Here is a 26253-nt window from a genome sequence, read left to right as displayed (position 1 = left end):
GGCGCAGCCCCGTCACAACATCGACCTCGCGCGAGCCCGCGCAGGCGGGCGCGCGAGGTCACGGGCCCCGCGCAGCAGGGTGGGGCCCCGACGAGCTGTGCTCGGCGGGGCGGGGCGCAGCCCCGTTCAAAAGAAGAAACGATCCACCACCCCGGCGCTCCACTCCAGGATCGTCGGCCAGCCCACCACCGCGTCGAGCGTCCGCTCCGCGTCGGCGAGCGAGACCTTCTGCTCGACCACGCTGGCGCTGCACGCGATGAGGCGGCACTCGCCCACGGTCCGCGCCTGCTGCAGCGCCGCGCCCGGCTCCTCCGGGTCGGCGTCGTGCGCGGCCACCACCGCCGGGACCGCCGGACCGAACAGGTAGACGTCCACCCGGTCGCCCAGCGCGGCGGCGGCCAGGGCGGCGGAGCCGGCCAGGCGGAGCGCGCCGGCGTCGGCGTGCGACAGGAAGATCACGGCGCGGCGCTCCATGCGCCCCTTTTACGCGAGACCCGGCGCCTGTGCTATGAGACGCCGCCATGTCGGACCAGAAGAAGCCCGAGTCCCCGGGCCCGGTGGTGATCCGCAAGGGCCACGTGAAGCCCCCGCCCCCCGGCGCGAAGATCGAGGCGCCCGAGGAGGAGCGGCTCGCGCCCGCGACCTCGCAGCCCGCGCCGGCGGCGCAGGACCGCCGCCCGCTCTGGCAGCGCGTCGCGGAGGACCGCGGCCCGCGCGCCCCCGGCGCCCCCGGCGGCGCCGGCCCGCAGCAGCGCGGCGGCCCCCGCGGCCCGAGGCCGGGCGGCGGCGGTCCGCGCGGCGAGCGGCGCCCGCGCGCGGAGCGGCGCGAGCGCGGCGAGGCGGCCCCGGCCGCCGCGGCCGAGCCGTCGCGCCTCCCGGCCGGCGAGCCGCCGCCGGCGCCGGAGATGGAGGCGCCGGACGAGGGCTCCTTCGCGGACATGCTCGCGGGCTCGGAGGCCGGGCCGCGGCGCCGCTTCCAGGTCGGCGAGAAGGTCGCCGGCAAGATCATCCAGATCGGCGAGGACGTCGCGTTCCTCGAGCTCGGCTCCGGCGTCGCCGAGGCGATGATCGAGACGGTCGAGCTGAAGGACGAGGCCGGCAACGTGGCGGCCCGCGTCGGCGACATCATCGACGCGGTGGTGGTGAAGGCCACCGACCGCGGCGCGGTGGTCTCGAAGGGCCACGGCCGCGCCACCCGCGATCACGCGCGCGAGGCGGTGATCGAGGCGGCCCACACCGGCCTGCCGGTGGAGGGCGTGGTCAAGGCGGTGAACAAGGGCGGGCTGGAGGTCGAGGTCCACGGCGTCCGCGCGTTCTGCCCGATCTCGCAGATCGACGTGCGCTTCGTGGGCGACGCGTCCGCGTTCGTGGGGCAGAAGCTCCTGTTCAGGGTCACCCGCGCCGACGCGCGCGACGCGGTGCTGTCGCGCCGCGCGCTGCTCGAGGAGGAGCGCGCCCGGAAGGCGGCCGAGACGCGCGCGCGGCTCGCGCCGGGCGCGGTGTTCGACGGCGTCGTGACGAGCGTGCAGGACTACGGCGCGTTCGTGGACATCGGCGGCGTCGAGGGCCTGGTGCACGTCTCCGAGCTGGCGTGGGACCGGGTGTCGAAGCCGCAGGACCTGCTCGCGGCCGGCGACGCCGTGCAGGTGCAGGTGCTCCGGATCGACGAGGATCCGAAGAAGGGCGAGCGCATCGGGCTGTCGGTGAAGGCGCTCGCGCCGCGCCCCGAGCCGGCCGCGCCGGCGCCGGGCGCGGAGGGCGCCGAGCGGCCCGCCCGCCCCGCCCCGCCGCCGCCGCCGCGCGTCGGCGACGTGGTGCAGGCCACCGTGGACAAGGTGGAGAGCTTCGGCGTGTTCGTGCGCTTCGCCGGCGGCCGCGGGCTGGTGCCGGCCAGCGAGACCGGCACGCCGCGCGGCGCCGACCTGCGCCGGAGCTTCAAGGTCGGCGACACGCTGCAGGCGCTCGTCTCGGCGATCGACGAGCAGGGCCGCATCCGGCTCTCGAAGACCGAGGCCGAGCACGCCGCGGAGCGCGCCGAGGCGCGCGAGTACATGGCGAAGGCGCCGCGCGCGCAGGGCAAGGGCTTCGGCACGCTCGGCGACCTGCTCCGGCAGAAGCTCGAGAAGAAGTAGCGCGTCGTCCGCCGCGGTCGCCGATCACCGCGCGTGCGTTCACGCACGGTGATCGGCCGCGGCCGCGCCCGCCGCGGACGCACGGTCCGTGCGGGCGCCGGCGGGTCAGCCCATCAGGGACGCGCTGCCGCCGGCTCACTCGATCGCGTGTGACTTGCTCCTGCGGTCAATATTGAGTCACGCGGTCCACTTTCCCGGAGCGCCTCCGGTAACTCCGGGTCTCGTTCCGGCGCGCCCTGATCTGCGTCAAGCGACCCGGATCGTAACCCATTGAAACCATTAGGTCAGCGTCCTTTTGGCCCATCGCAGGAGCCGCCGAGACCCCGTATCTGATGGCCTGTGGTCGCCCGGACCCCTGAGCGACCCGCGACCGCGCCGGCAACGCGGCGAAGGAGCGACGCGATGGCCACACAGTACGGTGCACTGTCGTACTCGTCTCAGTCCCAGTCCCCCGCACGGGTGATGACCCGCGTGATGGGGGAGGCCCGGCGCGTGCTCCTCGGCGCGCTCGTCACCGCGGCGGTGGTCGCGGTCATGAGCGCGGTCGGCTGGGTGGCGCTGCTGGCCCTCACCGTGACCGTCCCGTTCGCGACCATCGTGGTCGCGCTCGCGCTGGTCATCCGCCACTTCCGTCAGGATCGGCGCGCGCTCGCCTGAGGCGCGCGCGTCCGGTGCGGGCCGGCCCCTCGCGACCGCTGGGGGGGCGGGCCCCGCACCGACGCGCGGCTCGACCCGCGCGCCGCCAGAGCGCGCCCCGGGCCGCCTGCGCGCGCGCTCGGGGCGCCCTCGCCAGGCGCGTCGGGCGTCACCCCTCGTCGACGCTCCAGCCCCACGGGCCGAGCCCGGCCTCGTCGCGATCCGAGAGGTTCGCGCGCACGGTGAGGCCGGGCCGCCGGAGCGTGAAGGCCGCGCCCTCGCGCGCCACCTCCGGCCAGCGGGCCGCGATGACGTCGCGGTGGCGGCGGCGCACCTCGAGCAGCCGCCGGTGGTGCTCGCGGAGCGCGGCGTGCCGGCCGTCGCGCCGGTGCGAGAGCCTCGATCCCAGGAACGTGCGCTCGTCCTGCGGGTCCGGCGGCTCTCCGTGTCCGCGCGCGATGTGCTCGGCGCGGCGCCCCTCCGACACCGCGCGCGCCAGGCCCGCGTCGCCGTGGCTGGTGAAGTACTGGAACGGCCGCGTCTCGCCGTACTCCTCGCCCATGAACAGGAGCGGGAGCGCCGAGCCGAGCAGCACGAGCGCCGCGATGGGCTCGAGCGCCGGCCAGGGCAGCAGGGCGGCCAGCCGCTCGCCGTGCGGGCGGTTCCCGATCTGGTCGTGGTTCTGCGCGCACGCGACGAAGCGCGACGGCGCGAGCCCCGCCACGCGCGTGCCGTGCGGCCGGCCCCGGTACGCGGAGGGCTCGCCCTGGAAGACGAAGCCCTCCGACAGCGCGCGGGCCACCTGCTCCGGCGCGCCGAAGTCGGCGAGGTAGCGCTCCCGCTCGCCGGTCACGAGCGCGTGGATGGCGTGGTGCAGGTCGTCCGCCCAGACGGCGGAGCAGCCCCAGCCGGCGGGCGGCGGGTCGAGGACCCGCCGGTCGTTGTCGTCGTTCTCCGCGATCACGTGGATCCGGCGCCCCTCGCGGCGCGCCAGCGCCGAGACCTCGTCGCACAGCTCGGCCACCAGGTGACGCGGTCCGCCGTCGCGGATGGCGTGCGTGGCGTCGAGGCGGAGCGCGTCCACCCGGAAGTCGCGCACCCACTGCAGCGCGGCGCCGAGGAAGTAGGCGCGCACCGGCCCGGCGGCCGGGCCGTCGAGATCGAGGCCGTCGCCCCAGGGCGTGCGGTGACGGTCGGTGAGGTACGGCGCGAGCTGCGGGAGGTAGTTCCCCTCCGGGCCGAGGTGGTTGTAGACGACGTCGAGGCACACCGCGAGGCCGAGCGCGTGCGCGCGGTCCACGAAGCGCTGCAGCGCCGCCGGCCCGCCGTACGCGGCGTGCACCGCCCAGCTCTGCACGCCGTCGTAGCCCCAGTTGCGCGCGCCGGCGAACGGCTGCACCGGCATGAGCTCGACGCAGGTGACGCCCAGCTCCGCCAGGCCGGGCAGGGCCTCGGCCGCGGCGTCCAGCGTGCCGGCCTCGGTGAAGGCGCCGACGTGGAGCTCGTAGAAGACCAGCGCCTCGAGCGGCAGCCCGGCGAACGCGCGCCGCCACCGGTGCCGCGCCGGGTCGAACACCTCGGACGGACCGTGAACGCCCTCGGGCTGCGCGCGCGAGGCGGGATCGGGGAGCGCTCGCCCGCCCGGCAGCACGAGCTGGTAGCGCGTGCCGTGGCCCGCGCCGCGGACCTCGCCGGTCCACCATCCGCCCGGCGCGGGCGAGAGCGGGTGGTCCGCGCCGTCGATCCGCACCGCCAGGCGCTCCACGCGCGGCGCCCAGGTGCGGAACCGGACGCCTCCGGTCGTGATCTCGGTGCCGTGCGTCGCGAGCGGCATGCGAGGAACGTAGCGCCTCCGCGCGTGCGGCGCGGGCTCGCCGCGGGGTCGTGTCGCCCGATCGCGGGGCGCGGCGGCGCACGTTTGCGCGCGGTGCACGCCGGCGCCAGCTTGCAGGTCGGACCGCGAATTCGGGGCTCGACTCTCCGACCTCTCGTGCGCTAGCTTGGCGTCCCCGTTCTCCGCGCCGCAGTCGCGCGTCCCCAGGCCCTTTTTCCGAATAACCGTAAAAAGGAATTCCTGATGTCCACCTCTCCTGCCGCTCGTCCCACCTCGAACCCGCACCTGCTCGGCTGGGTCGACGAGATGGCGAAGCTCTGCAAGCCCGATCGCGTCTACTGGTGCGACGGCTCCGAGGCCGAGAAGAAGCGGCTCACCGACGACGCCGTCGCCGCCAAGGTCCTCATCCCGCTCGACCAGCAGAAGTGGCCCGGCTGCCACTACCACCACTCGAACCCGAGCGACGTCGCCCGCGTCGAGCACCTCACCTTCATCTGCACGCCGACGAAGGAGGAGGCCGGCCCCACCAACAACTGGATGGAGCCGAAGGAGGCGTACCGGAAGCTCGGCGCCATCTTCGACGGGTCGATGAAGGGCCGCACCATGTACGTGGTGCCCTACGTGATGGGCCCGAGCACCTCCCCGTTCGCGAAGGTCGGCATCGAGATCACCGACTCCGTGTACGTGGCCCTGAACATGGGGATCATGGCGCGCATGGGGAAGGTGGCGCTCGACCGCCTCGGCGACTCGGACGAGTTCAACCGCGGCCTGCACTCGGTCGCCGACTGCAACCCCGAGCGCCGCTTCATCTGCCACTTCCCGCAGGACAACACCATCTGGTCGGTGGGCTCCGGCTACGGCGGCAACGCGCTGCTCGGCAAGAAGTGCCTCGCGCTCCGCATCGCCAGCTACCTCGCGAAGAACGAGGGCTGGCTCGCCGAGCACATGCTGATCCTCGAGGCGGAGAGCCCGACCGGCGAGAAGCAGTACGTCGCCGCCGCGTTCCCGTCGGCCTGCGGCAAGACCAACTTCGCCATGATGATCCCGCCCGCGCGTTCCCGGGCTGGAAGATCCGGACGGTCGGCGACGACATCTCCTGGATGCGCGTGGGCGAGGACGGCCGGCTCTGGGCGGTGAACCCGGAGAACGGCTACTTCGGCGTGGCCCCGGGCACGAACCGCAAGACCAACCCCAACGCGATGGACTCGGTCCGCAAGGACACCATCTTCACCAACGTCGCCCGCACGCCGGACGGCGACATCTGGTGGGAGGGGATGGACCACGAGGCGCCGGCCGAGCTGATCGACTGGAAGGGCCAGCCCTGGAAGAAGGGCTCCACCGAGAAGGCGGCCCACCCGAACAGCCGCTTCACCGCGCCGGCGAAGAACAACCCGGCCATCTCGCCGCTGGTGGACGATCCGAAGGGCGTGCCCATCTCCGCCATCATCTTCGGCGGCCGCCGCTCCACCACCGTCCCGCTGGTGCTCGAGGCGTTCAACTGGACGCACGGCGTGTACCTGGGCTCGACCATGGGGTCGGAGACCACCGCCGCCGCCACCGGCCAGGTCGGCGTGGTCCGCCGCGACCCGATGGCCATGCTGCCGTTCATCGGCTACGACTGCGGGAGCTACCTGCAGCACTGGCTCGACATGCAGTCGCGCATCCCGAACCCGCCCAAGATCTTCCTGGTGAACTGGTTCCGGAAGAGCGCCGAGGGCAAGTTCCTGTGGCCGGGCTACGGCGACAACATGCGCGTGCTGAAGTGGATGCTCGACCGCGCCGCCGGCCGCGCGCCCGCCAAGGAGACGCTGCTCGGCTACACGCCGGGTGACGCCGGCCTCGACCTGCACGGCCTCGACGTGTCCAGGGACGCCATCGCCGCCGCGACCAAGATCGACCTCGGCGAGTGGGAGCAGGAGCTGGAGTCGCAGGCCGAGTGGTTCGAGAAGCTCGGCAAGACGCTGCCCGGCCCGCTGGCGCTCCAGCGCGAGCTGCTGCTCGAGCGCGTCCGCGCCGCCCGCAAGGTGAAGTAGCGCGCCCGCGCGAGGCGTCCCCGGGGGCCCGGCCGGCGACGGTCGGGCCCCTTCCCTTTGCGCCGGGCGAGCGGGGCCGCCGGCCCCGTGTTAAGCGTTCCCGGCATGTGCACCCTCGCCGTCGCCCTCCAGGCCGATCGCCGCTGGCCGGTGATCGTGGCCGCCAACCGCGACGAGCGGAACGGGCGCCCGTCGGAGGGCTGGGGCCTGCGCGACGGCGCGACCGGGATCCGCTACGCGGCGCCGCGCGACCTCCTCGCCGGCGGCACCTGGATCGGCCTCTCGGCGCGGGGGGTCTTCGCCGGCGTGACCAACTACCACGCGCCGGTGCAGTGGTACCCCGACCCGGAGCGCCGCTCGCGCGGCGACCTCGTGCCGCTCGCGCTCGCCGCGCCCGACGCGGAGGCGGCGCGCGCGGCCGTCGAGCGCGCCGACGCGGCGCAGTGGAACCCGTTCCACCTCGTGGTGGCCGACGCGCGCGCCGCGTTCCTGTGGTGGTACGACGGCGAGACCTCCGGCTCGAGCCGCTCGGCCCCGGCCTGCACGTCGTCACCGAGACCTCGGCGCAAGGGCGGGGTCCGCGCGCCGACCTGGTGCGCGCGCACTGGCCGCTCGAGCCCTCGGTCCCCCGCCTGCGCGAGGTGCTCACCCGGCACGCGGCCGTGCCCGGGACCGGCACCGCGCTCGCCACCTGCATCCACATGGACCCGGACTACGGCACCCGCTCGTCGGCGCTGCTGCGCCTCGCGCCGGAGCTGGACCGCTCGGAGCTGTACGCGACCGACGCCCGCCCCTGCCTCGGGCCGCACCAGGACCGGGCCGACCTCGTCGCCGCGCTGGCGCGCACCGCTTGACACCGCGCCCGCCGGGCGCCATCCAAGGAACCGCCATGGGACTCCTCGACCGGATCACCTTCCAGAAGCAGACCGCCGAGCCGCCCGAGTCGATCGACGTCCAGCCCGACAACGCCATCCGCATCGTGTGGCCGGGCGGGCGCGAGACGACCATCACCTCGTGGGCGCTGCGCGACTTCTGCCCGTGCGCCTCCTGCGTGGAGGAGGGCACCGGCAAGAAGCTCCTCGACTCCTCCACCATCCCGGCGGACATCCACCCGCTGGAGATCAACCCGGTGGGCGCGTACGCGATCCAGATCCAGTGGTCCGACGGCCACAACACCGGCCTCTACGCCTGGCCCACGCTGCGCCAGGCGTGCGGGCTGACGTAGCGGCCTGCCCCTCGACTCCGGACCGCTGCGCGGTCCTACGCTCGGGGTGAGCGGCCTACAGCGGGCTGCGTCCAGCCCCTCGACTCCGGACCGCTCCGCGGTCCTACGCTCGGGGTGAGCGCTTACAGCGGGCTTCGCCCAGCCCCTCGACTCCGGACCGCTCCGCGGTCCTACGCTCGGGGTGAGCGCTTACAGCGGACTACGTCCAGCCCCTCGACTCCGGACCGCTCCGCGGTCCTACGCTCGGGGTGAGCGCTTACAGCGGGCTTCGCCCAGGGGCCGCAACAGGCGCGTGGCGGTTCACCTCGGGCGCGTGCCCGTCGCGCGCGCCGCCGAAGCGGACGGCGCGCGGGTCGCCGCGGCCGCCGCGCAGGGCGTGCACCAGCAGCTTGGCGGTGTTCGCGTCGGCGTGCCCGGCCAGCACCTCCGCCACGATCACGTCGGCCGCGCCGCGCGCGTCGTAGGCCGCCGAGCGGTAGGCGCGCGGCCGCGTCAGCGCCGCGAACGCGCTCGCCACCGACACGACCTCCACCGCGCGCGAGGGGGCGGCGCCCATGCCCGGGTAGCCCTGCCCGCAGCGCCAGTGGTGGCAGCGGGCCGCGGCGACCGCCGGGTGCGGGCCCAGCTCGAAGGCGAGCTGGTAGGCGCCGAGCAGCGGGTGGGCGGCGATCCGGTGCGCCTCGCGGATCTCCAGCCGGTCGGCGCGCTCCACCACCGCCACCGGCACGTGCCGCATGCCGAGGTCGTGCAGCAGCGCCGCCGCGGCGAGGTCCGGCAGCGCCCGCGAGCCGCCCACCGCGGTGAGCAGCATGCGGACCGCCACCGCCGCGGTGGTGAACGCGTGGAGGTGGAGCGCCGGCCGCTCCTCGCGGAGCGCCAGCAGCTCCTCGACCAGCGCCGCGGTCAGGCCGGCCGCGCCGACGGCGCGCGCCACCGCGTCGCGCGCCCCCGCGCGCGCGAACAGCGCCCGGTAGGTGGGGTCGTCCAGGACCTCCGCGACGTCGCCGCCGAGCGGCGTGTCCGCGAGCGCGCGGCGCGGCGCCGGCCTCGCGCGCTGGGCCGCCTCCCCGATGGACTCGGGCGACACCACCAGGCCGCGGCGCGCGATCGCCCGGCCCCAGCAGTCGAGCAGGTCCTCGGCGAGCGTGAGCCGGTCGAACACCGCGACGAGGCTAGCAGGGCCGCGCCGCGTCGCGGGAGCCACCGCCCCATCGAGAACGGCGGCCGCGCGATCGGGGGCCCGCCGAGGAAGGAGCGGAGCCGGGGTGGCTAGCGGCGCCGGCCCCGGGCGAGCGCCCGGTCCATCTCGCGCTTCGACTCGCGCTCGGCGATGGCCCCGCGCCGGTCCTCGTGCGAGCGGCCGCGCGCCAGACCCAGCTCCACCTTGGCCCAGCCCTGCTTGAAGTAGATCCGCAGCGGCACGAGCGTGTACCCGCGCTGCTCGACCTTGCCGCGGACGCGGTCGATCTCGGCGCGGTTCATGAGGAGCTTCCGGTCGCGCAGCGGCGCGTGGCCGAAGTGCGCCGCCTGCTTGTACTCGCCGATGCGGCAGTTGAGGAGCCACAGCTCCTCGCCGCGCGGCATCGCGTACGCGTCGGACAGGTTGACGTTCCCCTCGCGCAGCGACTTCACCTCGCTGCCGGTGAGCACCAGCCCGGCCTCCCAGGTGTCCTCGATGTCGTAGTCGAAGCGCGCGCGGCGGTTGGAGGCCGCGACCTTCTCCGCGGCGTCCGCCGCCTTGCCGGCCTTGCCCTTCACGGCAGCCTGCCGTTGTCGATGAGGCGGGTGGTGCCGAAGAACGCGGCGAGCAGCAGCACGCTGCCGGGCTCGGCGCGCGCCACCGGCGCGAGCGTCTCGGGGTGGACGAGCTCGACGTAGTCCACCCGGCCGCCGGCCGCCTCCAGGCGGGCCCGCGCCCCGGCCCGCAGCGCGGCCGCGTCGCGCTCGCCGCGGGCGGCGGCCTCGCGGGCCTCGGCGAGCGCCCCGGAGAGCGCGAGCGCGCGCCGCCGCTCGTCCGGCGAGAGGTAGGCGTTGCGCGAGGAGAGCGCCAGGCCGTCCGGCTCGCGCACGATGGGCATGCCCACGATCTCGATGCCGAAGGCGAGGTCGCGCACCATGGCGCGGATCACGGCGAGCTGCTGCCAGTCCTTCTCCCCGAACAGCGCCACGTGCGGGCGGGTCAGGTTGAACAGCTTCGCCACCACCGTGGCCACGCCGCGGAAGTGGCCCGGGCGCGAGGCGCCGTCCAGCCCCTGCGAGGCGCGCTCCACCGTCACCCAGGTCTCGTGCCCCGGCGCGAACATCTGGGCCGGGTCGCTCGGCGCGAGCACCGCGTCGAGGCCGGCGGCGGCGCACTTCGCGAGGTCGCCCTCCAGGTCGCGCGGATAGCGGGCCAGGTCCTCGGTCGGGCCGAACTGCGTCGGGTTCACGAAGATGGTGCCCACGGCCAGGCCGCGGCGGCCGCCCGCGTCGGCGCGGCGCCGCGCCTCCCGCATGAGCGAGAGGTGGCCCTCGTGCAGGTAGCCCATGGTCGTGACCAGGGCGATGCGCGTGCCGCCCTCGCGCGCGGCGGTGCAGCGGGCCTGCCACGAGGCCGGATCGGTGATCAGCTCGGGTGTCTTCACTCTGGGTGTGCTCGATCCCCGGCGCTAGATGGGGGCGCCGATGGCGTCCGGCGGCTCTTCCTCCGCCTCCTCGGGGTGGCGCTCCACCGGGACGAGGCGGACCGAGCTGGAGTGGAAGCTGTGCGCGTCGTCGGGGAACGCGCGCGCCTTCACCTCGCCCACGTACGCGCCCACCGCGCCCTCCACGGCGGCGCCGACCTCGCCGAAGCGCTTCACGAACTTGGGCGTGAAGGAGGCGTCGAGGCCGAGCAGGTCGTTCAGCACCAGCACCTGCCCGTCGCAGTGCGGGCCCGCGCCGATGCCGACGGTCGGGATGCGCAGCTGCGAGGTGACGATGCGGGCCAGCTCGGAGGGGATGCACTCCAGCACCAGCGCGTAGCAGCCGGCCGCCTCGAGCGCCCGGGCGTCGCGCAGGATCTGCTGCGCCTTCTCCGAGTCCTTCCCCTGCACCACGTAGCCGCCCATCCTGTGGACGGACTGCGGCGTCAGGCCGATGTGGCCCATCACCGGCACGCCGGCGCGCACGATCCGGCGGATCACCTCGCCGAACTCGGCGCCGCCCTCGAGCTTCACGCCCTCGGCGCCGCCCTCGGCCACCAGCCGCATGGCGGCCTTCACCGCCTCGTCGGCGCTGGCCTGGTAGCTGCCGAAGCTCATGTCGGTGACGAGGTGGGCCCGGCCGTCGCCGCGGGCCAGCCCGCGCCGCACCATGGCCGAGTGGTAGACCATCTGGTCGAGCGTGACCGGCAGCGTGGACTCGTGGCCCTGCACCGCCATGCCCAGCGAGTCGCCCACCAGCACCGCGTCCACCCCGGCGGCGGCGACCAGCCGCGCGGCGGTCGCGTCGTAGGCGGTGACCATGGCGATGCGCTCGCCGGACTCCTTCATCCGGCGCAGCTCGTGGATGGTGACGTGCTTGCGTGGCGCGGGGGGATGGGACGACATCTTCGACGACCTCCGGTGTAGGCCCCGTGGCCGGGGTCCTGCCCATTGGTGAGGCGAGGAGACGACTCTAATACGTCCTGGTGCCCAGCGGTACGTAGTGCTGCGTGCCCTTGCGATGCTTCCGGATCACGGCGAGCAGCGCCTCGAGGTCCTCGGGCTCGGACTCCACGTCGATGTCGCTGGTGTTGACCACCAGCAGCGGCGTGTCCTCGTAGTGGAAGAAGAAGTCGTTGTAGGCCTTCGCGAGCGCCTCGACGTAGGCGGGATCGAGGCCCCGCTCGAAGTCCCGGCCGCGCTTCTTGATGCGCGACAGGAGCACGTCGGTGCGGGCCTGCAGGTAGATGACCAGGTCCGGCCGGACCACCCGCGGGCCCAGCAGCTCGTGGATCTGGCGGTAGAGCGCCAGCTCGGCCGGCTCCAGCGTCAAGGTCGCGAAGATGCGGTCCTTCGCGAACAGGTAGTCGGCCACGGTCGAGCTGGAGAACAGGTCCTGCTGGAACAGCACCTGCTGCTGCTGGAAGCGCGAGAGCAGGAAGAACACCTGCGCCTGGAAGGCGTGCTTCTTCCGGTCGGCGTAGAACGCCGGGAGGAACGGGTTCGCCTCCGCCTCCTCCAGCACCAGGCGGGCGCCCAGCCGCTCGGCCAGCACCTGGGCGAGGGTCGTCTTGCCGACGCCGATGGGTCCTTCGACCGCGATGTATCGGGGGCGTTCCATCCGGAAGCTCGCAGGAACGCGCGAGATTGCCACGCGCGGAGGTCGCCCGCAAGGCGCGCCCGCGGCGGGCCGTCCGCGGGCCGGCGGACGCGGCCACCCGCGACGATCTGACATCTGGATCGCGGGATCCATGATCCTGAGATCAGGGCTGCCCTTGACCCCGCATGTGCAGCCACGTATCGTCATGCTGGTTCGCAGGGCGGAGCCGGGGCACGGAGGCGGAGATGCGGAGCAGGGTGGCGGTCGGGCAGAAGGCCGTGGCGAAGGCGGGGACGGCGCAGGAGGACGGGATCGACCCCGCCTACCACCGCGCCATCCTCAAGATCGCGCTCGAGCTCAAGAAGCCGAACGCCCCCAGCTACGACGCCATCGTGGCGGCGACCATCCGGTCGATGAAGCTCGACCCGGTCGCGTTCCGGCGGTACCTCGGCGAGAACGGCGCTCGGAACATGAGCCTGATGCTCGCCACCGCCCGCACCGGAGGCCTCTAGGCCACCGGGGACGGCTCACGGGCGCCCGTTCGACGGATGGGGTTGGTCGGGGCGGGCGGGGAGATTCTGGACGGGCGCCCGTGACTTCTTCCAGGCTCAGTCGAGCGCGCGGTCGAGCGCGGCCCACTCGGCCAGCGTGAGCGTCTCGCCCCGGCGGCCCGGGTCCACCCCGGCGGCCGCGAACGCCGCCTCGAGGCGCGCGGGGGCCGCGAGCTTCGCCGAGCCGAGCGCGTTGCGCAGCGTCTTGCGCCGCAGGCCGAAGCCGGCCTTCACCAGCCGGCGGAAGCGCGCCGGGTCCCCCACCGCGTCCGCGGGCGGCCGGAACAGCGCGCAGAGCACCGCGCTCTCCACCTTCGGCGGCGGCCAGAACGCGCCGGGCGGCACGATCCGCTCCACCGACACGTCGGCCTCGCGCTGGAGGAGCACCGAGAGCACGCCCCAGTCCCGGCTGGCGGGCGGGGCGGCGAGCCGCTCGGCCACCTCGCGCTGCAGCAGGAACACCGCGCGCGACACGTGCGCCACCTGGTCGAGGATCGAGAACAGGATCGGGCTGGTGAGGTGGTACGGCAGGTTCCCCACCACCGCGAGCCGCGCCCCCTCCCCCGCGGCCCGGGGCGCGCCGAAGCGGGCCGCCAGCGCGGCGTAGTCGAGCCGCGCCGCGTCCGCCTCCAGCAGCGTGATCCGGTCGCCCAGCTCGCCGCGCAGCACCCGGGCCATGTCGCGGTCGCGCTCCACCGCGGCCACGCGCGCGCCCCGCGCCAGCAGGCGCGCCGTGAGGTGGCCGAGGCCGGCGCCGAGCTCCAGCACCGCGTCGCCGGCGCGCGGCGCCGCGAGCCCCGCGATGTCGTCGAGGACGGCCTCGTCGCCGAGGAAGTTCTGGCCCCAGCTCTTCTTCGCGCGGAGGTCGTACTTGTCGAGCAGCGCGCGCGGGCTCGGATAGCGGTCGGTCATCGCGGGGCGCAGTATGCCCCGGCGCGGCCGCGCCGTCCCGCGCGCCGTGGCTCAGGCGGCGGGGGCGGCTCGTCCGCGCGGCCGGTGCGGGCGCGGCGGCGTGAGCGCCACCCAGCAGACCAGGATCCCGACCACGATGTCGTTCACCGCCAGTCCGGCGTCGAGGTAGCCGAGCACGAAGGGCGACAGCACGGCCCAGGCGCCCAGGGCGACGTTGACGGCCTGGAGGCGCGGCAGCGCCATCGCCAGGAACGCCACCAGGAAGATGGCGAGGCCGAGGAAGATGTGATCGCCGAACTCCGGCGCGCGCGGGCCCGCGACCAGGCCGGTCGCGAGCATCCAGCCGCCGAACAGCACGTTGAGCCACCGCAAGGACATGGCCGCTCCGATCCCTCCGGCGATCAGATAGGAACGGCGGGCCGCGGCCGCAGGGACCGGGCGGGCGCCCGTCCGCCCGGCAGGGTGGCGCGGGCGATCATAGCGCCTCCCGTTCGCGTGGGGCCCGTCGCGAGGCACACGATGGCGTCGCCGAGCCGGGCACACGAGGACCGAGCAGCGCAGGCGTGCCCGTAGGCACGTCGAGCAGCGCAGGGACGAGTCTGCCCGGCGCAGGCAGCCAGCGTGCGCCGCAGCAGGGCTCTACGCGAATGGGCGGCGCTCTCAGAGGCGCCAGGCGGGATCGGCGTTCAGGTCCGGCCCGGCCCGCTCGCCCCGGAGCAGCGCGTGCGTCCCGGCGACGGCGATCATGGCCGCGTTGTCGGTGCAGAGCCTGACCGGCGGGATGAACACGGACATGCCCTCGTACTCCGCCGCGCGCGCGGCGGCGGCGGCGCGCAGCCGGCTGTTCGCCGCCACGCCGCCCGCGAGCACCAGCCGGTCGAACTGGAGGCGGCGCGCGGCGCGGAACGCCTTCTCCACCAGCGCGCGCACGATCGCCTCCTGGTAGCTCGCGCACAGGTCGGCGAGCGCGGGCCCCTCCGGCACGCCGTGCTTCTTCACGTGGTGCAGGAGCGCGGTCTTCAGCCCGGAGAAGCTGAAGTCGAGGTCGGCGCCCTTCACGATCGCCTTGGGGAAGCGGATCGCGGCCGGGTCGCCCTCCTTCGCGAGCCGGTCGATGGCGACGCCGCCCGGGTACGGCAGGCCGAGCAGCTTCGCGCCCTTGTCGAACGCCTCGCCGGCGGCGTCGTCGCGGGTCTGGCCGAGCAGGCGGTAGTCGCCGAAGCCGTGCGCGGCGTAGAGCGAGGTGTGCCCGCCCGACACCACCAGCCCGAGGTACGGGAACGCGGGCGGGACTTCGGCCAGGAACGCCGCCACCAGGTGGCCCTCGAGGTGGTTCACGCCGACCAGCGGCTTGCCCCAGGCGAGCGCCAGCGCCTTGGCGGCCTGCACGCCCACCAGCAGCGCGCCCACCAGCCCCGGCCCGCTCGTCACCGCGACCGCGTCGAGGCCCTCCGGCCCGACGCCGGAGCGCGCCAGCGCCTCGTCCACCACCGGCATCACCTGCACGACGTGGTTGCGGCTCGCCAGCTCGGGCACGACGCCGCCCCAGCGCCGGTGGATGTCGATCTGCGTGGACACCACGTCGGAGAGCGCGCGCCGGCCGTCCTCGACGACCGCGCATGCGGTCTCGTCGCAGGAGGTCTCGATGGCGAGCACTCGGGTCATTCGATCCCCATCGCGACGAGACCGTTGCGCGCGGAGGGGCAGGCGGATGAGCCTGCCCCGGAGCGCGCGGGGGGCCGGGGGGGGCGCGCCGTCTGCGTCCCCCCGGTCCAGACCACCTCGTCGCAGGACGTCTCGATGGCGAGGACCCGGGTCGGCATGACGGGGGCGGAAGGTAACGCGGTCCGGTCCCGCGCGCGAGCGCAACCCGCGGCGCCGGGCTCGCGCGTCCGGGGGACTACCGGAGCTGCCGGCCGAGGATGTCGCGGACGGCGCGCGCCTCGGGGCCGGTCGGCGACAGCTCCAGGAACCGCGCGTACGCGGCGCGGGCCTGGGACGCGCGCCCCGCGCCCTGGTGGATCTCGCCGCGCAGCAGCCAGGCGGGCGCGTAGGCGGGATCGAGCTCGATGGCGCGATCGAGCGCGCGGACCGCCTCGCCGGAGCGCTGCGCGTCGTGCAGCGCGCGGGCGAGGCCGACGTAGCCGGGCGCGGTCGGCCGCAGCGCGACCGCGCGCCGGTAGTCGGAGGCGGCCTCGGCGAACCGGCCCTCCTCGTACTTGCGGGCGGCGGCGGTGAGCAGGCGGCGCGCGTCCGCGGGATCGGGGCGCGCGGCCGGGGCCGGTGCGGGCGCAGCGGCGGCGGGCGCGCCGGCCTGCGGCGGTGCGGGCGAAGGCGACGCCGCGGGCGCCTCCGCCTCCGCGGGGGCGCTCGCCGGGGCGGCGACGGGCTCGGCGGGCGGGGCCGCGGGCGCCTCGACCGGCGCGGCGGCCGCGACCGGCTGCACGGCCGAGACGGCGGCCGGCGCGGCGGCCTCGGGGGCCGGGGCGGCGGGCGCCGGGCCGGCGCTCGCTCCCCGCCCGCGCAGCGCGACGGCGGCGGCGACGGCGGCGACGACGAGCACGCCGAGGCCGATGGCGAGCGGCGCGCGCGAGCGCGGCGGCCGGCGCGACGGCGCCGCGGACGCCGGGGGCGGGATGGGAAGGACGGGCGCGTCGAGCCTGGGCTCGGGCCGGGCGCGCGGCGCGACGTCCGGCGCGGGCGCGGCGGTCGGAGCGGCCGGCGCCGGCGACGCGGGCGCTGGCCGGCGGGCGGGCGCCGCGAGCGAGGGCGGCGGGGGCAGCGACCCGGGCGGCGGGAGCGGCATCGAGAAGCCGCCCTGAGGGACGAACGGCGGCGGCGCCGCCGCGGCGGGCTCGTGGCGCGCGGGCGCGGGGCGTGCCGGCTCGGCGCTGCGCTCGGGGGCGGCGGGGGCCGGCACGTCCGGCGCGGCCACCTCCGGGGCGGCGCGCCCGACCGGCCCGGCGAACCAGTCCACGCCCTGCGGCTCCGGCGTGGCCTCCGCCGGCGCGGCGCGCGCGGGGCGGCCCAGGCGCGGCGCCTGCTCGACCGGCTCCGGCGCGGCCTCGACCGCGGGCGGCGGCGGCGCGGGGGCCGGCTCGGGCGCGGGCGGGACCGCCACCTCCTTCACGATCCCCTCGAAGAAGAGCTTCGAGATCACCCCGGCGGCGGCCAGGTCGTCGTAGTCCGCCTCCTCGATCACCTGCTCGAGCGGGCGCCGCCCGTCGAACAGGCGCAGGAGCGCGTTCACGTCGTCGGGGATCTCCGCCAGCCGCTCGGCCAGCGCGGCGGGGTCGATCTCGAACACGCGGTCCAGCGAGGGCAGCTGCTCGACGATGCGCCCCCACTCGTCGATGCGGCGCATGCCCTCCATGAGCAGCCCCTGCGTCGAGACCGGGATCCGCTCCTCGCGCTCGATGGGCTTGAACTCGATGGCGAACTCGCCCTCCTGCCAGTTCAGCAGCCGGTAGAACGCGTTCTCGCCCGCGACCTTGCCGCCCAGCTCGCAGTCGAGGATCCGGCCGTCCTTGAAGTAGCAGACGGCCTCGAGCCCCCGGCGGCTCTTCACGTGCAGCGCGCCGGACTTCTTGCCCATCTCCAGCGTCTGGACGAGGTCCACCACGCCCATGTCGGAGAGGTTGCCGGCGAAGCTCGCCTTCAGGTCCTTCTTCTCGAGCCGCTCCTTCTCCTTCTTCTGGAGGAGGATCTTCACGCGGGTGACGATCTCCTTGATGTAGATGGGCTTCGTCAGGTAGTCCTCGACGCCCAGTTCGAGGCCCTTCACCTTGTACTCGACCGACTTCTGGCCGGTCAGGAAGATGAACGGCGTCCCGCGGTGGCGCTCGTCCTCCTTCAGCCGCCGGCACAGCTCGAAGCCGTCCATCTCCGGCATCTTGGTGTCGGAGAGGATCAGGTCGGGCGGCGAGACCGCGCACCGCTCCAGCGCGTCGCGCCCGTTCACCGCGGTCGTGACGGTGAAGCCCGCCTTCTTGAGCGAGACCTCCATCACCCGCAGCGACTTGGGGTCGCCGTCGACGAGGAGCAGGTGCTGCTTCGCCAAGCTGCCGCCTTTCCGTACGTTTCCGTACGTCTACACGCGCCGCGATGACGCCCGGATCTCGCAGCAACGGCCCGGCGGAGTCAAGGCGCCGATCTCCGGGACAGCGCGCCTCCGGAGCGCGATCAGCGCCCGCGCCGCTCGGCGCGCCGCGCCTCCAGGTTGCGCAGCTCGCGCACCGCGTCGGCGTTGCGCGGGTTCGCCGCGACCGCCGCGCGGAACATGCGCTCGGCCTGGCCCACGTCGCCCTCGTCGCGCGCCAGCAGGCCCGCCACCTGGCACACGCGGTCGCTCGCCGCGCCCCCGGGCTCGCGCAGCGCCTGCTCGACCAGCCCGCGGGCCCGGTCGAGGTCGCGGTGCTGCGGGTCGGCCAGGAAGGTGTGCGCGAGGGCGGCCAGGTACTCCGGGCGCGGGTCTGCGCGCACCGCCGACTCGTAGAAGCCGCGCGCCCGCGCCAGGTCGCGCGTGCGCAGGCAGGCCTCGCCCTTCTGGAAGTCCACCCGCGCCGACTCGGCCTGCGCCGGCGTGACGCCGTGCGCGCCGCGCACCGCGAGGTACTCGGCCCGCTTGCGGTCGTCGGAGAGCGTCTCGTACGCCTCGTTCACCGCGGTGAAGAAGTCGCGCACCGCGTCGGCGAGATCGGCGAGGGCCGGCGCGGCGAAGCGGTCGGGGTGGAACTGGCGCGCGAGCTGGAGGAACGCGCGCTTCACCTCCTCGCGGCCGGCGGTCGGCTGGAGGCCGAGGCGGGCGAACAGGTCGCGCTCGCGCGCCCGCGGCGCGGCGGCGAGCAGCGCGGCCCGGAGCGCGGCCTCGGGCGAGCCGGGCGGCTCGGCGGGCGCCGGGGCGTGCGGGGCGGCGGCGGGCGCGGCCGGGCCCGGGGCGATCGCGGGCGCGGCGGGCCGCGGCGCCGCGGCGGGAGGCCGGCCGGCGAACGGGCCGATGCCCATGTTGCGCATCGCCTGCTGCAGCAGGCGCTGGCGCCGCTCCCGCGCCTCGGCCGGATCGCTGCGGCGCGCCGGGGCGGCGGGCGGGGGCGGCGCGGCGGGGGCGGCGCGCGCGGGCGCCTCGGGGGGCGGCGGCGCGGTCGCCTCGGGCTCCGACTCGAGCTCGAGCACCAGGCCCGCCGCGGTCTCGCCGCTCGGCTGCCGCCCGGTGGCCGGCACCGCCAGCCCGAGCAGCAGCAGCGCGGCGAGCACGGCACGCGCGCGCTCCGGCTCCACCTCGGTGCCGCCGAAGAACGCCTCCAGCGTGGCGGACGGCGAGAGCCGGCGCAGCAGCGCCTGCTCCGCCGCGGTCCAGCGGAAGGCGCCGGCCACCTCGGCGTACCCGGACGCGAGCCGCACCGCCTGGTGCGCGAGGGGCTGCAGCGCCGACACGACCAGCGCGCCCGCCTGCGGCCGCTCCAGCGCGTCCACGATGGTGCGCAGCGGGGACAGCCGGCTGCCGCGCGTCCACTCCGGGACCGGCGCGGCGGCGTCGAAGCGGAAGGCGCCCGCGTCCAGCGCGGCGATCACCGCGAAGTAGCCGGCCTGCTGCTCGGCCAGCATCCGGTCCACGTCGGCGCGCGAGACCGCGCCCATCTCCACCAGGAGCTCGCCCTGCGGGCGGCGGGTGGACGCCATCAGGCCCAGGCTGCGCGAGAGCGCGTCGATGTCGATGAGCCCCGCCTGCAGCAGCAGCAGCCCGAGCGGCCGGAACCCGGTCACCACCTGCGCCCCGACCGGCCGCCCGTCGCGCAGCCACAGCCGCGAGGTGCCGCCGTCGTGCGACACCTCGAGCAGGCCGGTGGCGCGCACGTTCAGCGCCTCGAGCAGGATCGCCGCGAGCGGCGTGCGGGCCAGGTCGCCCGGGGCCTCGAGGACGCTCATTCGCGACATCTTACCGCGGGTCGGCGCCGTACGCTCCCGCTGCGGCCGCGCGGGCGTTTTCGGTTTGACCCGGCCGCGCACCCGCCGCAGAGTCGGCGACCGGGGCGGCACCGGGGACCGGGGACGGGTCGGCATGGGCGGCATCGGCATCGTGAACAACCCGCGCTCGCGGCGGAACCGGCGCGAGCCGCGCCTGGGCGACCGGCTGCGGGCGCGGCTGGGCGACGCGGGCGAGGTGGTGGACGCCGCCACGCCCGACGAGCTGGCCCGCGCGGTGGAGCGGTTCCGGGCGCGCGGCGTGGACGTGCTCGGGATCGGCGGCGGCGACGGCACCGCGCACGTGGTGCTCTCCGCCTTTGCCGACGCGTACGGCGACGCGCCGCTGCCGCAGGTCCTGCTCCTGCGCGCCGGGGCCATGAACACGGTGGCGCACGGCAACGGGGTCCGCGGCGGCCCCGAGGCCATCCTGCGGGCGGTGCTCGCGCGGAGGCAGCAGGGGATTCCCCTCGCCACCGTCGAGCGCGACCTGCTCCGCGTCGAGGCCGAGGGCGTCCCCACCCGCCACGGGTTCATCTTCGGCACCGGCGCGGTGGTGGCGTTCCTCGAGGCCTACTACGCGACCGGCCGGCCCTCGCCGCTCACCGCGGGGCTCCTGCTCGCGCGCGCGGTCGGCTCGGCGCTGGTGCGCGGGCCCTTCGCCGCCTCGCTCACCCGCCGCGACCCGCTGCGGGTGTGGAGCGACGGGGAGGAGTGGACCGACGCGCGCTACCTCGCGCTCGTGGCCGGCTCCACGCCGGACATCGGCTTCGGCTTCCGGGCGTTCCACCGGTGCGGCGAGCAGCCCGGCTCGTTCCACGCGGTCGGGGTCACGGCCAGCCCGCTGCAGATCGCGCTCGCGCTGCCCCGGATCCGCGCGGGGCGCCCGTGGAAGCGGCGGCACGCCCAGGACGAGGTGGCCCGCGAGCTCAGGGTGGAGGGCGACGGCCTGCGGTACACGGTGGACGGCGACCTGTACGGCCCGGTGCGGGCGGTCCGGATCTCGACCGGTCCGGGCGTCGAGCTGGTGGTGCCCTGACCGCGTTTTCCCGGGCAGATCCTTTTGACCGGTGAGGGGGTCGCGACTAACCTTCCCGGTCCCACCATGCGCCTGAGCCACGCGGGAGCGAGCGACGTCGGGCGGAAGCGCGCCCACAACGAGGATGCGTTCCTGCTCCTCCCGGAGGAGCAGCTCTACTGCGTCGCGGACGGGATGGGCGGCCACGCCTCCGGCGAGGTGGCGGCGCGCATCGCGGTCGAGGAGATGGCCGAGTTCTTCCGGATCACCGGCCGGGACGACGAGGCCACCTGGCCCTTCCGGCCGGACCCGGCCCGGGACGCCGACGAGAACCGGCTCCTCACCGGCGTGAAGCTCGCGAACCTGCGCATCCACGAGCGGGCCCGGGCCGACGAGCGGCTCCACGGCATGGGCACCACGCTGGTGGCGGCGCAGTTCCCCCGCGACGGGCGCGAGGTGCTGGTCGGGCACGTGGGCGACAGCCGGGCGTACCTGTTCCGCCGCGGCGCGCTGCGGCAGCTCACCGAGGACCACTCGCTGCTCAACGACTTCCGGCGCACGCGCCAGCTCACGCCGGCCGAGATCGAGGCGTTCCCGCACAAGAACGTGATCGTCCGCGCGCTCGGCATGAAGGAGTCGGTCGAGGTGGACCTGCTCCGCGAGCCGCTCGAGGACGGGGACGTGGTGCTGCTCTGCTCCGACGGCCTCTCCGGCATGGTGCCGGACGCGCGCATCGCCGAGGTGCTGCGCGCGGTGCCGGGCGACCTCCGCCGCGCCGCGCAGGCGCTGGTGGACGCGGCGAACTCCGCCGGCGGCGCCGACAACGTGACGTGCGTCCTGGTGCAGGCCCAGGGGTAGCTGCTCCAGCGAGGGCTGCGCCCTCGCCCCTGCCTCAGCCGGCCCCGCCGTCGCGCACCCGGTCGTCGCCCGCGGCCACCGCGTCCTCGACGACCTCGCCGGGCGCGAGCGCGGTCCCCTCCCACAGCACCGCCCGGCGCACCGCCGCGCCCGCGGGGACGCGGCAGCCCGGGCCCACCACCGCGCCGGGCCCGACCTCGGCGCCGGCCGCCACCTCCGCGCCGGCGCACACCAGCGCCGGCCCCGCGAGCCGGGCGCCCGGGTCCACCCGCGCGCCGGTCGCGATGCGGATCCCCGGCAGGCGCTCGGAGGCGCCGGCGAACGGCTCCGCCCCCGGGAAGCGCGCCAGCGGCACCCGGCCGGCGAGCAGGTCGCGGTTCGCCTCGAGGTAGCGCTCCGGCGTGCCGAGGTCGTTCCAGTAGCCGGCGGCGACGTGGCCGCGGATGGCGCCGGAGGCCATGAGCGGCGGGTACACGTGGCGGTTCACGTCCGCCTCGAACGGCTCGGCCGGCACCGCGTCGAGCAGCGCCGCCGAGAGCACGTGCACGCCGGAGAAGTGCCAGGGCACGAGCCCCTCCCCGCCCGGCCCGAACCGCCCGGCGATGCGCCGCACCGCGCCGCCCGCGTCCACCTCCACCGCCGCGTAGCGCGCGCCGGCGGGCATGGGGAGCAGCACCATGGTGGCGAGCGCACCGGAGCCGCGGTGCGCGGCCAGCGCGGCGCCGAGGTCCACGTCGAACAGCACGTCCCCGTTCACGAGCAGGAGCTCGTCCGCGCCCCGGAGCGCCGCCCGCGCCTCGCGGAGCGCGCCGCCGGTCCCGGCGATGACCGGCTCGCGCGACACGGTGAGCGAGAGCCCCAGCGCGCGCGCGGCCGCCTCGGCCTCCGCGGCCATGACGTCGGGCAGGTGGTGCACGTTCACCACCGCGCGGCGCACGCCGGCCCCGGCCAGCAGCGCCAGCGCGTAGCGGACGAGCGGCACCCCGCACACCGGCACCGCCGGCTTCGGCACGCGCGCGGTGAGCGGCCGGAGCCGCGTCCCGAGCCCGGCACAGAGGACCATCCCGGCGAGGTCGCCCATGGTAGACGCGAGTCTAACCGATGGCCTCCGCGGCGCGACTCCGGCTCATGTACTTCCTGTACTACGGGAACGTGGGGGTGGCGCAGCCGTACCTGGCCGCGTACCTGCGCGGCCTGGGGTTCAGCGGCGAGCAGATCGGCGCGGTGCAGATGATCCCGTCGCTGCTCGCGCCGGTGGTGGCCATGTCCTGGGCCACGTTCGCCGACCGCCACGCCACCCCGGCGCGCGGGCTGCGCCTCGCCACCGCCTGGAGCGCGCTCTGCGTCCTGGCGCTGCCGTTCGCGCGCACGCCGGCGGCGGTGGGCGCGGTGCTGCTCGCCGCGGCGCTCGGGGACCGCGCCTACGTGCCGCTGCTCGACTCGGTGACCCTGGAGCACACCCGCGCGCGGCCGGAGCGGTCCTACGCGTCGGTGCGGCTGTTCGGGTCGATCGGCTTCGTGGTGCTGGCGCTCGCCGCCGGCCGCGCGCTCACGCTGCGCGGCAACCGCCCCGCCGACCTGCTCGTCCCCTCGCTCATGACCGCGCTGGTGGCGGGCTACGCGCTGGCGGCGCGGCGCCTGCCCGCGCACGCCGGGCCGCCGCAGGCCGATCGCCCGGGGCCGCGCGACATGCTCGCCCTGCTCCGCCGGCCGGCGCTGCCGCTCCTGCTCGGCGCGTGCGCGGTGCACTGGGCCGCCTGCGCGCCCTACCACCTGCTGTTCGGCGTCTACGTGCGCGACCGCGGCCTGCCCGCCGACGTGACCGGGCTCGGCACCGCCGCGGGCGTGGCCGCCGAGATCGGGGTGCTCCTCCTGTTCCCGCGGCTCGAGCGGCGCCTCTCGCTGCGCGGGCTGCTCGCGGCCTCGTTCCTGGGCTCGGCCGTGCGCTGGGCCCTGCTCTGGCGCGCCGAGGGCGCCGCCGCGATCGTGCTCCTCCAGCTCCTGCACGGCCTCACCTTCGGGCTGTTCTGGGCGGCGGCCATGAAGGGCATGGCGGAGGTGGTGCCGGCGAGGCTGCGCGCCACCGGCCAGGCGCTGTTCAGCGCGGTGGTGTTCGGGGCCGGCAACGGGCTCGGGTTCGCGCTCTCCGGCGCCGCCTACGACCGGCTCGGCTCGGTGGCCCCCCTGTTCGCCGGGGCGGCGCTGCTGGAGCTGGCGCTGGTGGGCGTGGGCCTCGCCGCGGCCGGCGCGCTGGCGGCGGCGCGCGCCCGCGGGGCGGGCCCGGCGGCGCCGTGACCGGGCGGTCAGGTGAGCTCGCGCAGCCTCCGGGCGCCGAGCGCCTCGCGCAGCACCAGGAACAGCTCGGCGGTGGCCACCGCGTCGGTGAGCGCGTCGTGCGCCTGGTAGTCGGGGAGCCCGAGCCGGCGCCGCGCCGCCGAGAGGTTCAGCACCGGCGGGTCTGCGGGCAGCTCCGGGAAGCGCCGCCGCTCGCGCTGGTCGAGGCGGAGCAGCAGCTTCACCGTGTCCACCACCGGCGGCCCCGGCCAGCGCAGCCCGGCCGCGCGGAACGCGCGCTTCAGGAAGCCGAGCTCGATGGGCGCGTGGTGGACGAGCAGCACCGCGCCGCGGAGGCGGCGCTCGAGCTCCGGCAGGACCTCGCCGAGCGCCGGCGCGCCGCGCGTGTCGCCGGCCACGAGCTGGTGCGCCTGCACCGACCGCGGGCTCACCGCCTTCCCCTGCTCCGGGCGGACCAGGGTGCGGTACGCCTCGCCGAGCCGCAGGTGCCCGTCGCGCACCGGGAGCATCCCGACCGCGAGGATGGCGTCGCGCCGCGCGTCGAGGCCGCCGGTCTCGAGGTCGAGCGACCAGTAGACGGCGGACTCCCAGGGCGGCGAGGAGAAGAGCACGGCGCGATGGTAGCAGCCCGCCGCGGGTGGGGCCCCGACGCCCTTCGGCAGGCTCAGGGCGGCGGGGCGGGGACGCAGTCCCCGCCGGATCAGAAATCCGTCTTGAAGTGGAAGGCCGCGCGGTCCTGGAGCGTCTTCACCGCCCGGAGCGCGTCCTTGAGCCGCGAGCGCTCCATGGCGCTCAGCGCCGCCAGCGCCGCCTCGTTGGACGGCGGGCGGCCCTCGGCCACGGCCCGGAGCTGGAGGCGCAGGCGCAGGCCGTTCAGGAACCGGAACCCCTCCGCCGCCGCCGCGACCGCGTCGCCGTCCAGGATGCCGGCGTCGCGGGCGGCCTCCAGCCGCTCCAGCGTCCCGCGCGCCTCGGTCCGCAGCTCCAGGCCGTAGCAGCGCGCCACCGCCACCACCGCCGCGATGCCCTGCAGCTTCAGGTCCACGGTGGTGGAGCCGCCCCGCAGGCGCAGCAGCAGCGACGCGGGCGGGCGGAAGCCGAGCGCGGCGCGGGCCAGGAAGCGCAGGAACACCGGGCGGTCCACCGCGGTCGCCAGCACCGCGTCGAGCGGCGCGAGGTCGAGCCGGCCGGCCACCCGGCGGTAGTCGAAGAAGATGGCCGCCTCGAGCAGCGCCTGCGGCCCCGGCGCGTCGAGCCACGCCTCGAACCGGCCGCGCCACTCGGCCACCGGCCCCACCCAGCGGCGGGCCATGTAGCCGCCGGGGCAGGCGGGGAACCCGGCCAGCTCGAGGTCCGCGTTGACGCGCTCGGCCAGCACCTCGTACCAGGCGCGCCGCGCCTCGCCCTCGTCCGCGTACACGAGCGCGTTGTCCGTCGGTGAGCAGCGTCTGCTCGCGGCGCCCCTCGGAGCCGAGCGCGAGCCAGGCGTAGGGCGCGGGCGGCTCGCCCAGGTCGGCCTCGGCGAAGCGCAGGATCCGGTGCACCAGCGCGTCGTTCAGGCGCGCCACGAACCCGGCGATCGCGGCGGCGTCGAGCCCGCCGGCGAGCAGCGCCCCGGCCATCTCCGCCACCCGCCGCCCGTAGCCGGCCAGGCTCTCGCGCGTCGAGACGCGCTCCACGCCGCGCAGCACGGCCATGGGGCCCTGCGCCGAGGCGCGGAGCAGCTCGCCCGAGGTGAGCACGCCCACGATGTCGCCGCCGCGGGTGACCGGCAGGTGGTGCACCCGGGCGTCCAGCGCGAGGCCCCAGGCCTCGTGGATGGGCGCGGTGGCCGGGGTGGTCCGGAGCGGCGAGGTGGCGATGCGCGCGAGCGGGGTGTCCGGCCCGAGCCCCTCGGCGAGCACGCGGTTGCGGAAGTCGTGGTCGGTGGCGATGGCGGGCGGGTCGGCGCGGAGCAGCACCGAGGAGACGCCCTCCGCGCGCATCAGCCGCGCCGCGTCGCCCACGGTGGCGTCCGCCGCGATCCAGACCGGCGCGCGGCGCACCAGGTCGCCCACCTGGCGCGAGAGATCGGCCTGGAAGGTGGTGATGGCGGAGTGCTCGAGGCTCGACTTGAGCCGCTCGGCCAGGCCCACCGCGAAGTGCGAGGCGAACTGCGCGTCGCCGAGCAGGCGCTGGAACTCGGCGTCGGGCAGGCGGTACGCGAGCAGGTCGTCCTCGACCACCACGTCGATGGTGGCCTTGCGCGTGATGAGCGAGGTGTAGCCGAAGGTCTCGCCCTCCTCGAGCACCTGCAGGAGCTGGCCGTCGCGCTCGAGCCGCACCGCGCCCTTGCGGATGACGTACAGGTACGCGAGCGGCTCGCCGCCCACCCGCGCCAGCCGCGAGCCGGCCGGGTAGTAGCCCACCTCCAGCGACGCGGCCGCCGCGTCGAACAGCGGCTGCGGCAGCGCGTGGAACGGGGGCGTCGCCCGCAGGTACGAGACCGGGTCGAGCGCGGCCATGCGGCGAGGATAGCGGGGCGCGCGGGCCGCG

At 76.1% G+C, this 26253-nt stretch carries 22 protein-coding genes and 3 pseudogenes; 10 read left to right on the top strand and 15 right to left on the bottom strand.

What is annotated here, in order from left to right:
• Window positions 1–126: 126 nt before the first annotated feature.
• A complete protein-coding gene (locus tag ACOQFB_RS02075; protein WP_421610739.1) occupies window positions 127–474 on the bottom strand; it encodes a hypothetical protein in 348 nt (115 codons plus the stop codon).
• 47 nt (window positions 475–521) lie between these two features.
• On the opposite strand from ACOQFB_RS02075, the gene ACOQFB_RS02070 reads away from it, so the two are divergent.
• Complete coding sequence (locus ACOQFB_RS02070; RefSeq protein ID WP_421610738.1) at window positions 522–2132, top strand: 30S ribosomal protein S1; 1611 nt, start codon at window positions 522–524, stop codon at window positions 2130–2132.
• A 402-nt stretch (window positions 2133–2534) separates the two neighbouring features.
• On the top strand, window positions 2535–2789 hold the full coding sequence (locus ACOQFB_RS02065; RefSeq protein ID WP_059438338.1) for a hypothetical protein: 255 nt from the start codon (window positions 2535–2537) through the stop codon (window positions 2787–2789).
• 148 nt (window positions 2790–2937) lie between these two features.
• Here ACOQFB_RS02065 and treZ read toward each other — a convergent pair whose 3' ends face one another.
• A complete protein-coding gene (gene treZ, locus ACOQFB_RS02060; RefSeq protein WP_421610737.1) occupies window positions 2938–4602 on the bottom strand; it encodes a malto-oligosyltrehalose trehalohydrolase in 1665 nt (554 codons plus the stop codon).
• A 243-nt stretch (window positions 4603–4845) separates the two neighbouring features.
• Between treZ and ACOQFB_RS02055 the strand changes: the two are divergent.
• The 4 genes and pseudogenes from ACOQFB_RS02055 (at window position 4846) to ACOQFB_RS02040 (ending at window position 7860) form a co-directional block, all read left to right on the top strand.
• Window positions 4846–6635, top strand: a pseudogene (locus ACOQFB_RS02055) (phosphoenolpyruvate carboxykinase (GTP)).
• A 105-nt stretch (window positions 6636–6740) separates the two neighbouring features.
• Window positions 6741–7079, top strand: a pseudogene (locus ACOQFB_RS02050) (NRDE family protein); the annotation flags it as partial.
• A 50-nt stretch (window positions 7080–7129) separates the two neighbouring features.
• Window positions 7130–7489: an NRDE family protein gene (locus tag ACOQFB_RS02045; RefSeq protein ID WP_494492434.1), complete on the top strand. Its 360-nt coding sequence runs from the start codon at window positions 7130–7132 to the stop codon at window positions 7487–7489.
• A 35-nt stretch (window positions 7490–7524) separates the two neighbouring features.
• On the top strand, window positions 7525–7860 hold the full coding sequence (locus ACOQFB_RS02040) for a DUF971 domain-containing protein (RefSeq protein ID WP_059438334.1): 336 nt from the start codon (window positions 7525–7527) through the stop codon (window positions 7858–7860).
• Window positions 7861–8116: 256 nt separating this feature from the next.
• On the opposite strand, the gene ACOQFB_RS02035 is transcribed toward ACOQFB_RS02040, so the two are convergent.
• From ACOQFB_RS02035 to ACOQFB_RS02015, 5 genes are all read right to left on the bottom strand, one after another.
• The gene (locus tag ACOQFB_RS02035; protein ID WP_421610735.1) at window positions 8117–9022 is read right to left on the bottom strand and encodes an HD domain-containing phosphohydrolase; all 906 of its coding nucleotides are present in this window, start codon (window positions 9020–9022) and stop codon (window positions 8117–8119) included.
• Between the two features lie 107 nt (window positions 9023–9129).
• Window positions 9130–9618 carry an SsrA-binding protein SmpB gene (smpB, locus tag ACOQFB_RS02030; RefSeq protein WP_059438332.1) on the bottom strand — a complete coding sequence of 163 codons (489 nt, stop codon included), beginning with the start codon at window positions 9616–9618 and terminating at the stop codon, window positions 9130–9132.
• On the bottom strand, window positions 9615–10484 hold the full coding sequence (panC, locus tag ACOQFB_RS02025) for a pantoate--beta-alanine ligase (RefSeq protein WP_059438331.1): 870 nt from the start codon (window positions 10482–10484) through the stop codon (window positions 9615–9617). Before panC ends, smpB begins: the two co-directional genes overlap by 4 nt.
• 24 nt (window positions 10485–10508) lie before the next feature.
• Entirely contained in the window at window positions 10509–11429 is a 921-nt protein-coding gene (panB, locus tag ACOQFB_RS02020; protein ID WP_059438330.1) for a 3-methyl-2-oxobutanoate hydroxymethyltransferase, read from the bottom strand.
• A 67-nt stretch (window positions 11430–11496) separates the two neighbouring features.
• A complete protein-coding gene (locus ACOQFB_RS02015) occupies window positions 11497–12144 on the bottom strand; it encodes a deoxynucleoside kinase (RefSeq protein ID WP_059438329.1) in 648 nt (215 codons plus the stop codon).
• Between the two features lie 224 nt (window positions 12145–12368).
• On the opposite strand from ACOQFB_RS02015, the gene ACOQFB_RS02010 reads away from it, so the two are divergent.
• On the top strand, window positions 12369–12635 hold the full coding sequence (locus ACOQFB_RS02010) for a hypothetical protein (RefSeq protein WP_059438328.1): 267 nt from the start codon (window positions 12369–12371) through the stop codon (window positions 12633–12635).
• Window positions 12636–12731: 96 nt separating this feature from the next.
• Here ACOQFB_RS02010 and rsmA read toward each other — a convergent pair whose 3' ends face one another.
• From rsmA to ACOQFB_RS01985, 5 genes are all read right to left on the bottom strand, one after another.
• Window positions 12732–13586: a 16S rRNA (adenine(1518)-N(6)/adenine(1519)-N(6))-dimethyltransferase RsmA gene (rsmA, locus tag ACOQFB_RS02005; protein ID WP_059438327.1), complete on the bottom strand. Its 855-nt coding sequence runs from the start codon at window positions 13584–13586 to the stop codon at window positions 12732–12734.
• Window positions 13587–13637: 51 nt separating this feature from the next.
• Window positions 13638–13964 (bottom strand): SPW repeat domain-containing protein, encoded by a 327-nt coding sequence (locus ACOQFB_RS02000; RefSeq protein WP_059438326.1) that lies wholly within the window; start codon window positions 13962–13964, stop codon window positions 13638–13640.
• A 282-nt stretch (window positions 13965–14246) separates the two neighbouring features.
• Window positions 14247–15251, bottom strand: coding sequence for a tRNA (adenosine(37)-N6)-threonylcarbamoyltransferase complex transferase subunit TsaD (tsaD, locus tag ACOQFB_RS01995; protein WP_059438325.1), 1005 nt, complete (start codon window positions 15249–15251; stop codon window positions 14247–14249).
• A 235-nt stretch (window positions 15252–15486) separates the two neighbouring features.
• Entirely contained in the window at window positions 15487–17646 is a 2160-nt protein-coding gene (locus ACOQFB_RS01990) for a response regulator (RefSeq protein ID WP_494492433.1), read from the bottom strand.
• 122 nt (window positions 17647–17768) lie between these two features.
• Window positions 17769–19511 (bottom strand): DUF4388 domain-containing protein, encoded by a 1743-nt coding sequence (locus ACOQFB_RS01985; RefSeq protein WP_494492432.1) that lies wholly within the window; start codon window positions 19509–19511, stop codon window positions 17769–17771.
• Between the two features lie 133 nt (window positions 19512–19644).
• On the opposite strand from ACOQFB_RS01985, the gene ACOQFB_RS01980 reads away from it, so the two are divergent.
• A complete protein-coding gene (locus tag ACOQFB_RS01980) occupies window positions 19645–20586 on the top strand; it encodes a diacylglycerol/lipid kinase family protein (protein ID WP_421610733.1) in 942 nt (313 codons plus the stop codon).
• A 66-nt stretch (window positions 20587–20652) separates the two neighbouring features.
• Window positions 20653–21423, top strand: a complete 771-nt coding sequence (locus ACOQFB_RS01975) for a Stp1/IreP family PP2C-type Ser/Thr phosphatase (protein WP_011422739.1) — start codon at window positions 20653–20655, stop codon at window positions 21421–21423.
• A gap of 34 nt (window positions 21424–21457) precedes the next feature.
• Here the strand turns inward: ACOQFB_RS01975 and ACOQFB_RS01970 are convergent, their stop codons facing one another.
• Window positions 21458–22504, bottom strand: a complete 1047-nt coding sequence (locus ACOQFB_RS01970; protein ID WP_421610732.1) for a nucleotidyltransferase family protein — start codon at window positions 22502–22504, stop codon at window positions 21458–21460.
• A 20-nt stretch (window positions 22505–22524) separates the two neighbouring features.
• On the opposite strand from ACOQFB_RS01970, the gene ACOQFB_RS01965 reads away from it, so the two are divergent.
• On the top strand, window positions 22525–23718 hold the full coding sequence (locus tag ACOQFB_RS01965) for an MFS transporter (RefSeq protein WP_059437099.1): 1194 nt from the start codon (window positions 22525–22527) through the stop codon (window positions 23716–23718).
• Window positions 23719–23726: 8 nt separating this feature from the next.
• Here ACOQFB_RS01965 and ACOQFB_RS01960 read toward each other — a convergent pair whose 3' ends face one another.
• The gene (locus ACOQFB_RS01960) at window positions 23727–24329 is read right to left on the bottom strand and encodes a 3'-5' exonuclease (protein WP_059437100.1); all 603 of its coding nucleotides are present in this window, start codon (window positions 24327–24329) and stop codon (window positions 23727–23729) included.
• 89 nt (window positions 24330–24418) lie between these two features.
• Window positions 24419–26222, bottom strand: a pseudogene (locus ACOQFB_RS01955) (DUF294 nucleotidyltransferase-like domain-containing protein).
• Window positions 26223–26253 lie beyond the last annotated feature (31 nt).

The organism is Anaeromyxobacter sp. Red801 (genome assembly GCF_049201065.2).
Taxonomy (GTDB): domain Bacteria; phylum Myxococcota; class Myxococcia; order Myxococcales; family Anaeromyxobacteraceae; genus Anaeromyxobacter.
This window is presented reverse-complemented; position numbering and strand designations above follow the sequence as displayed.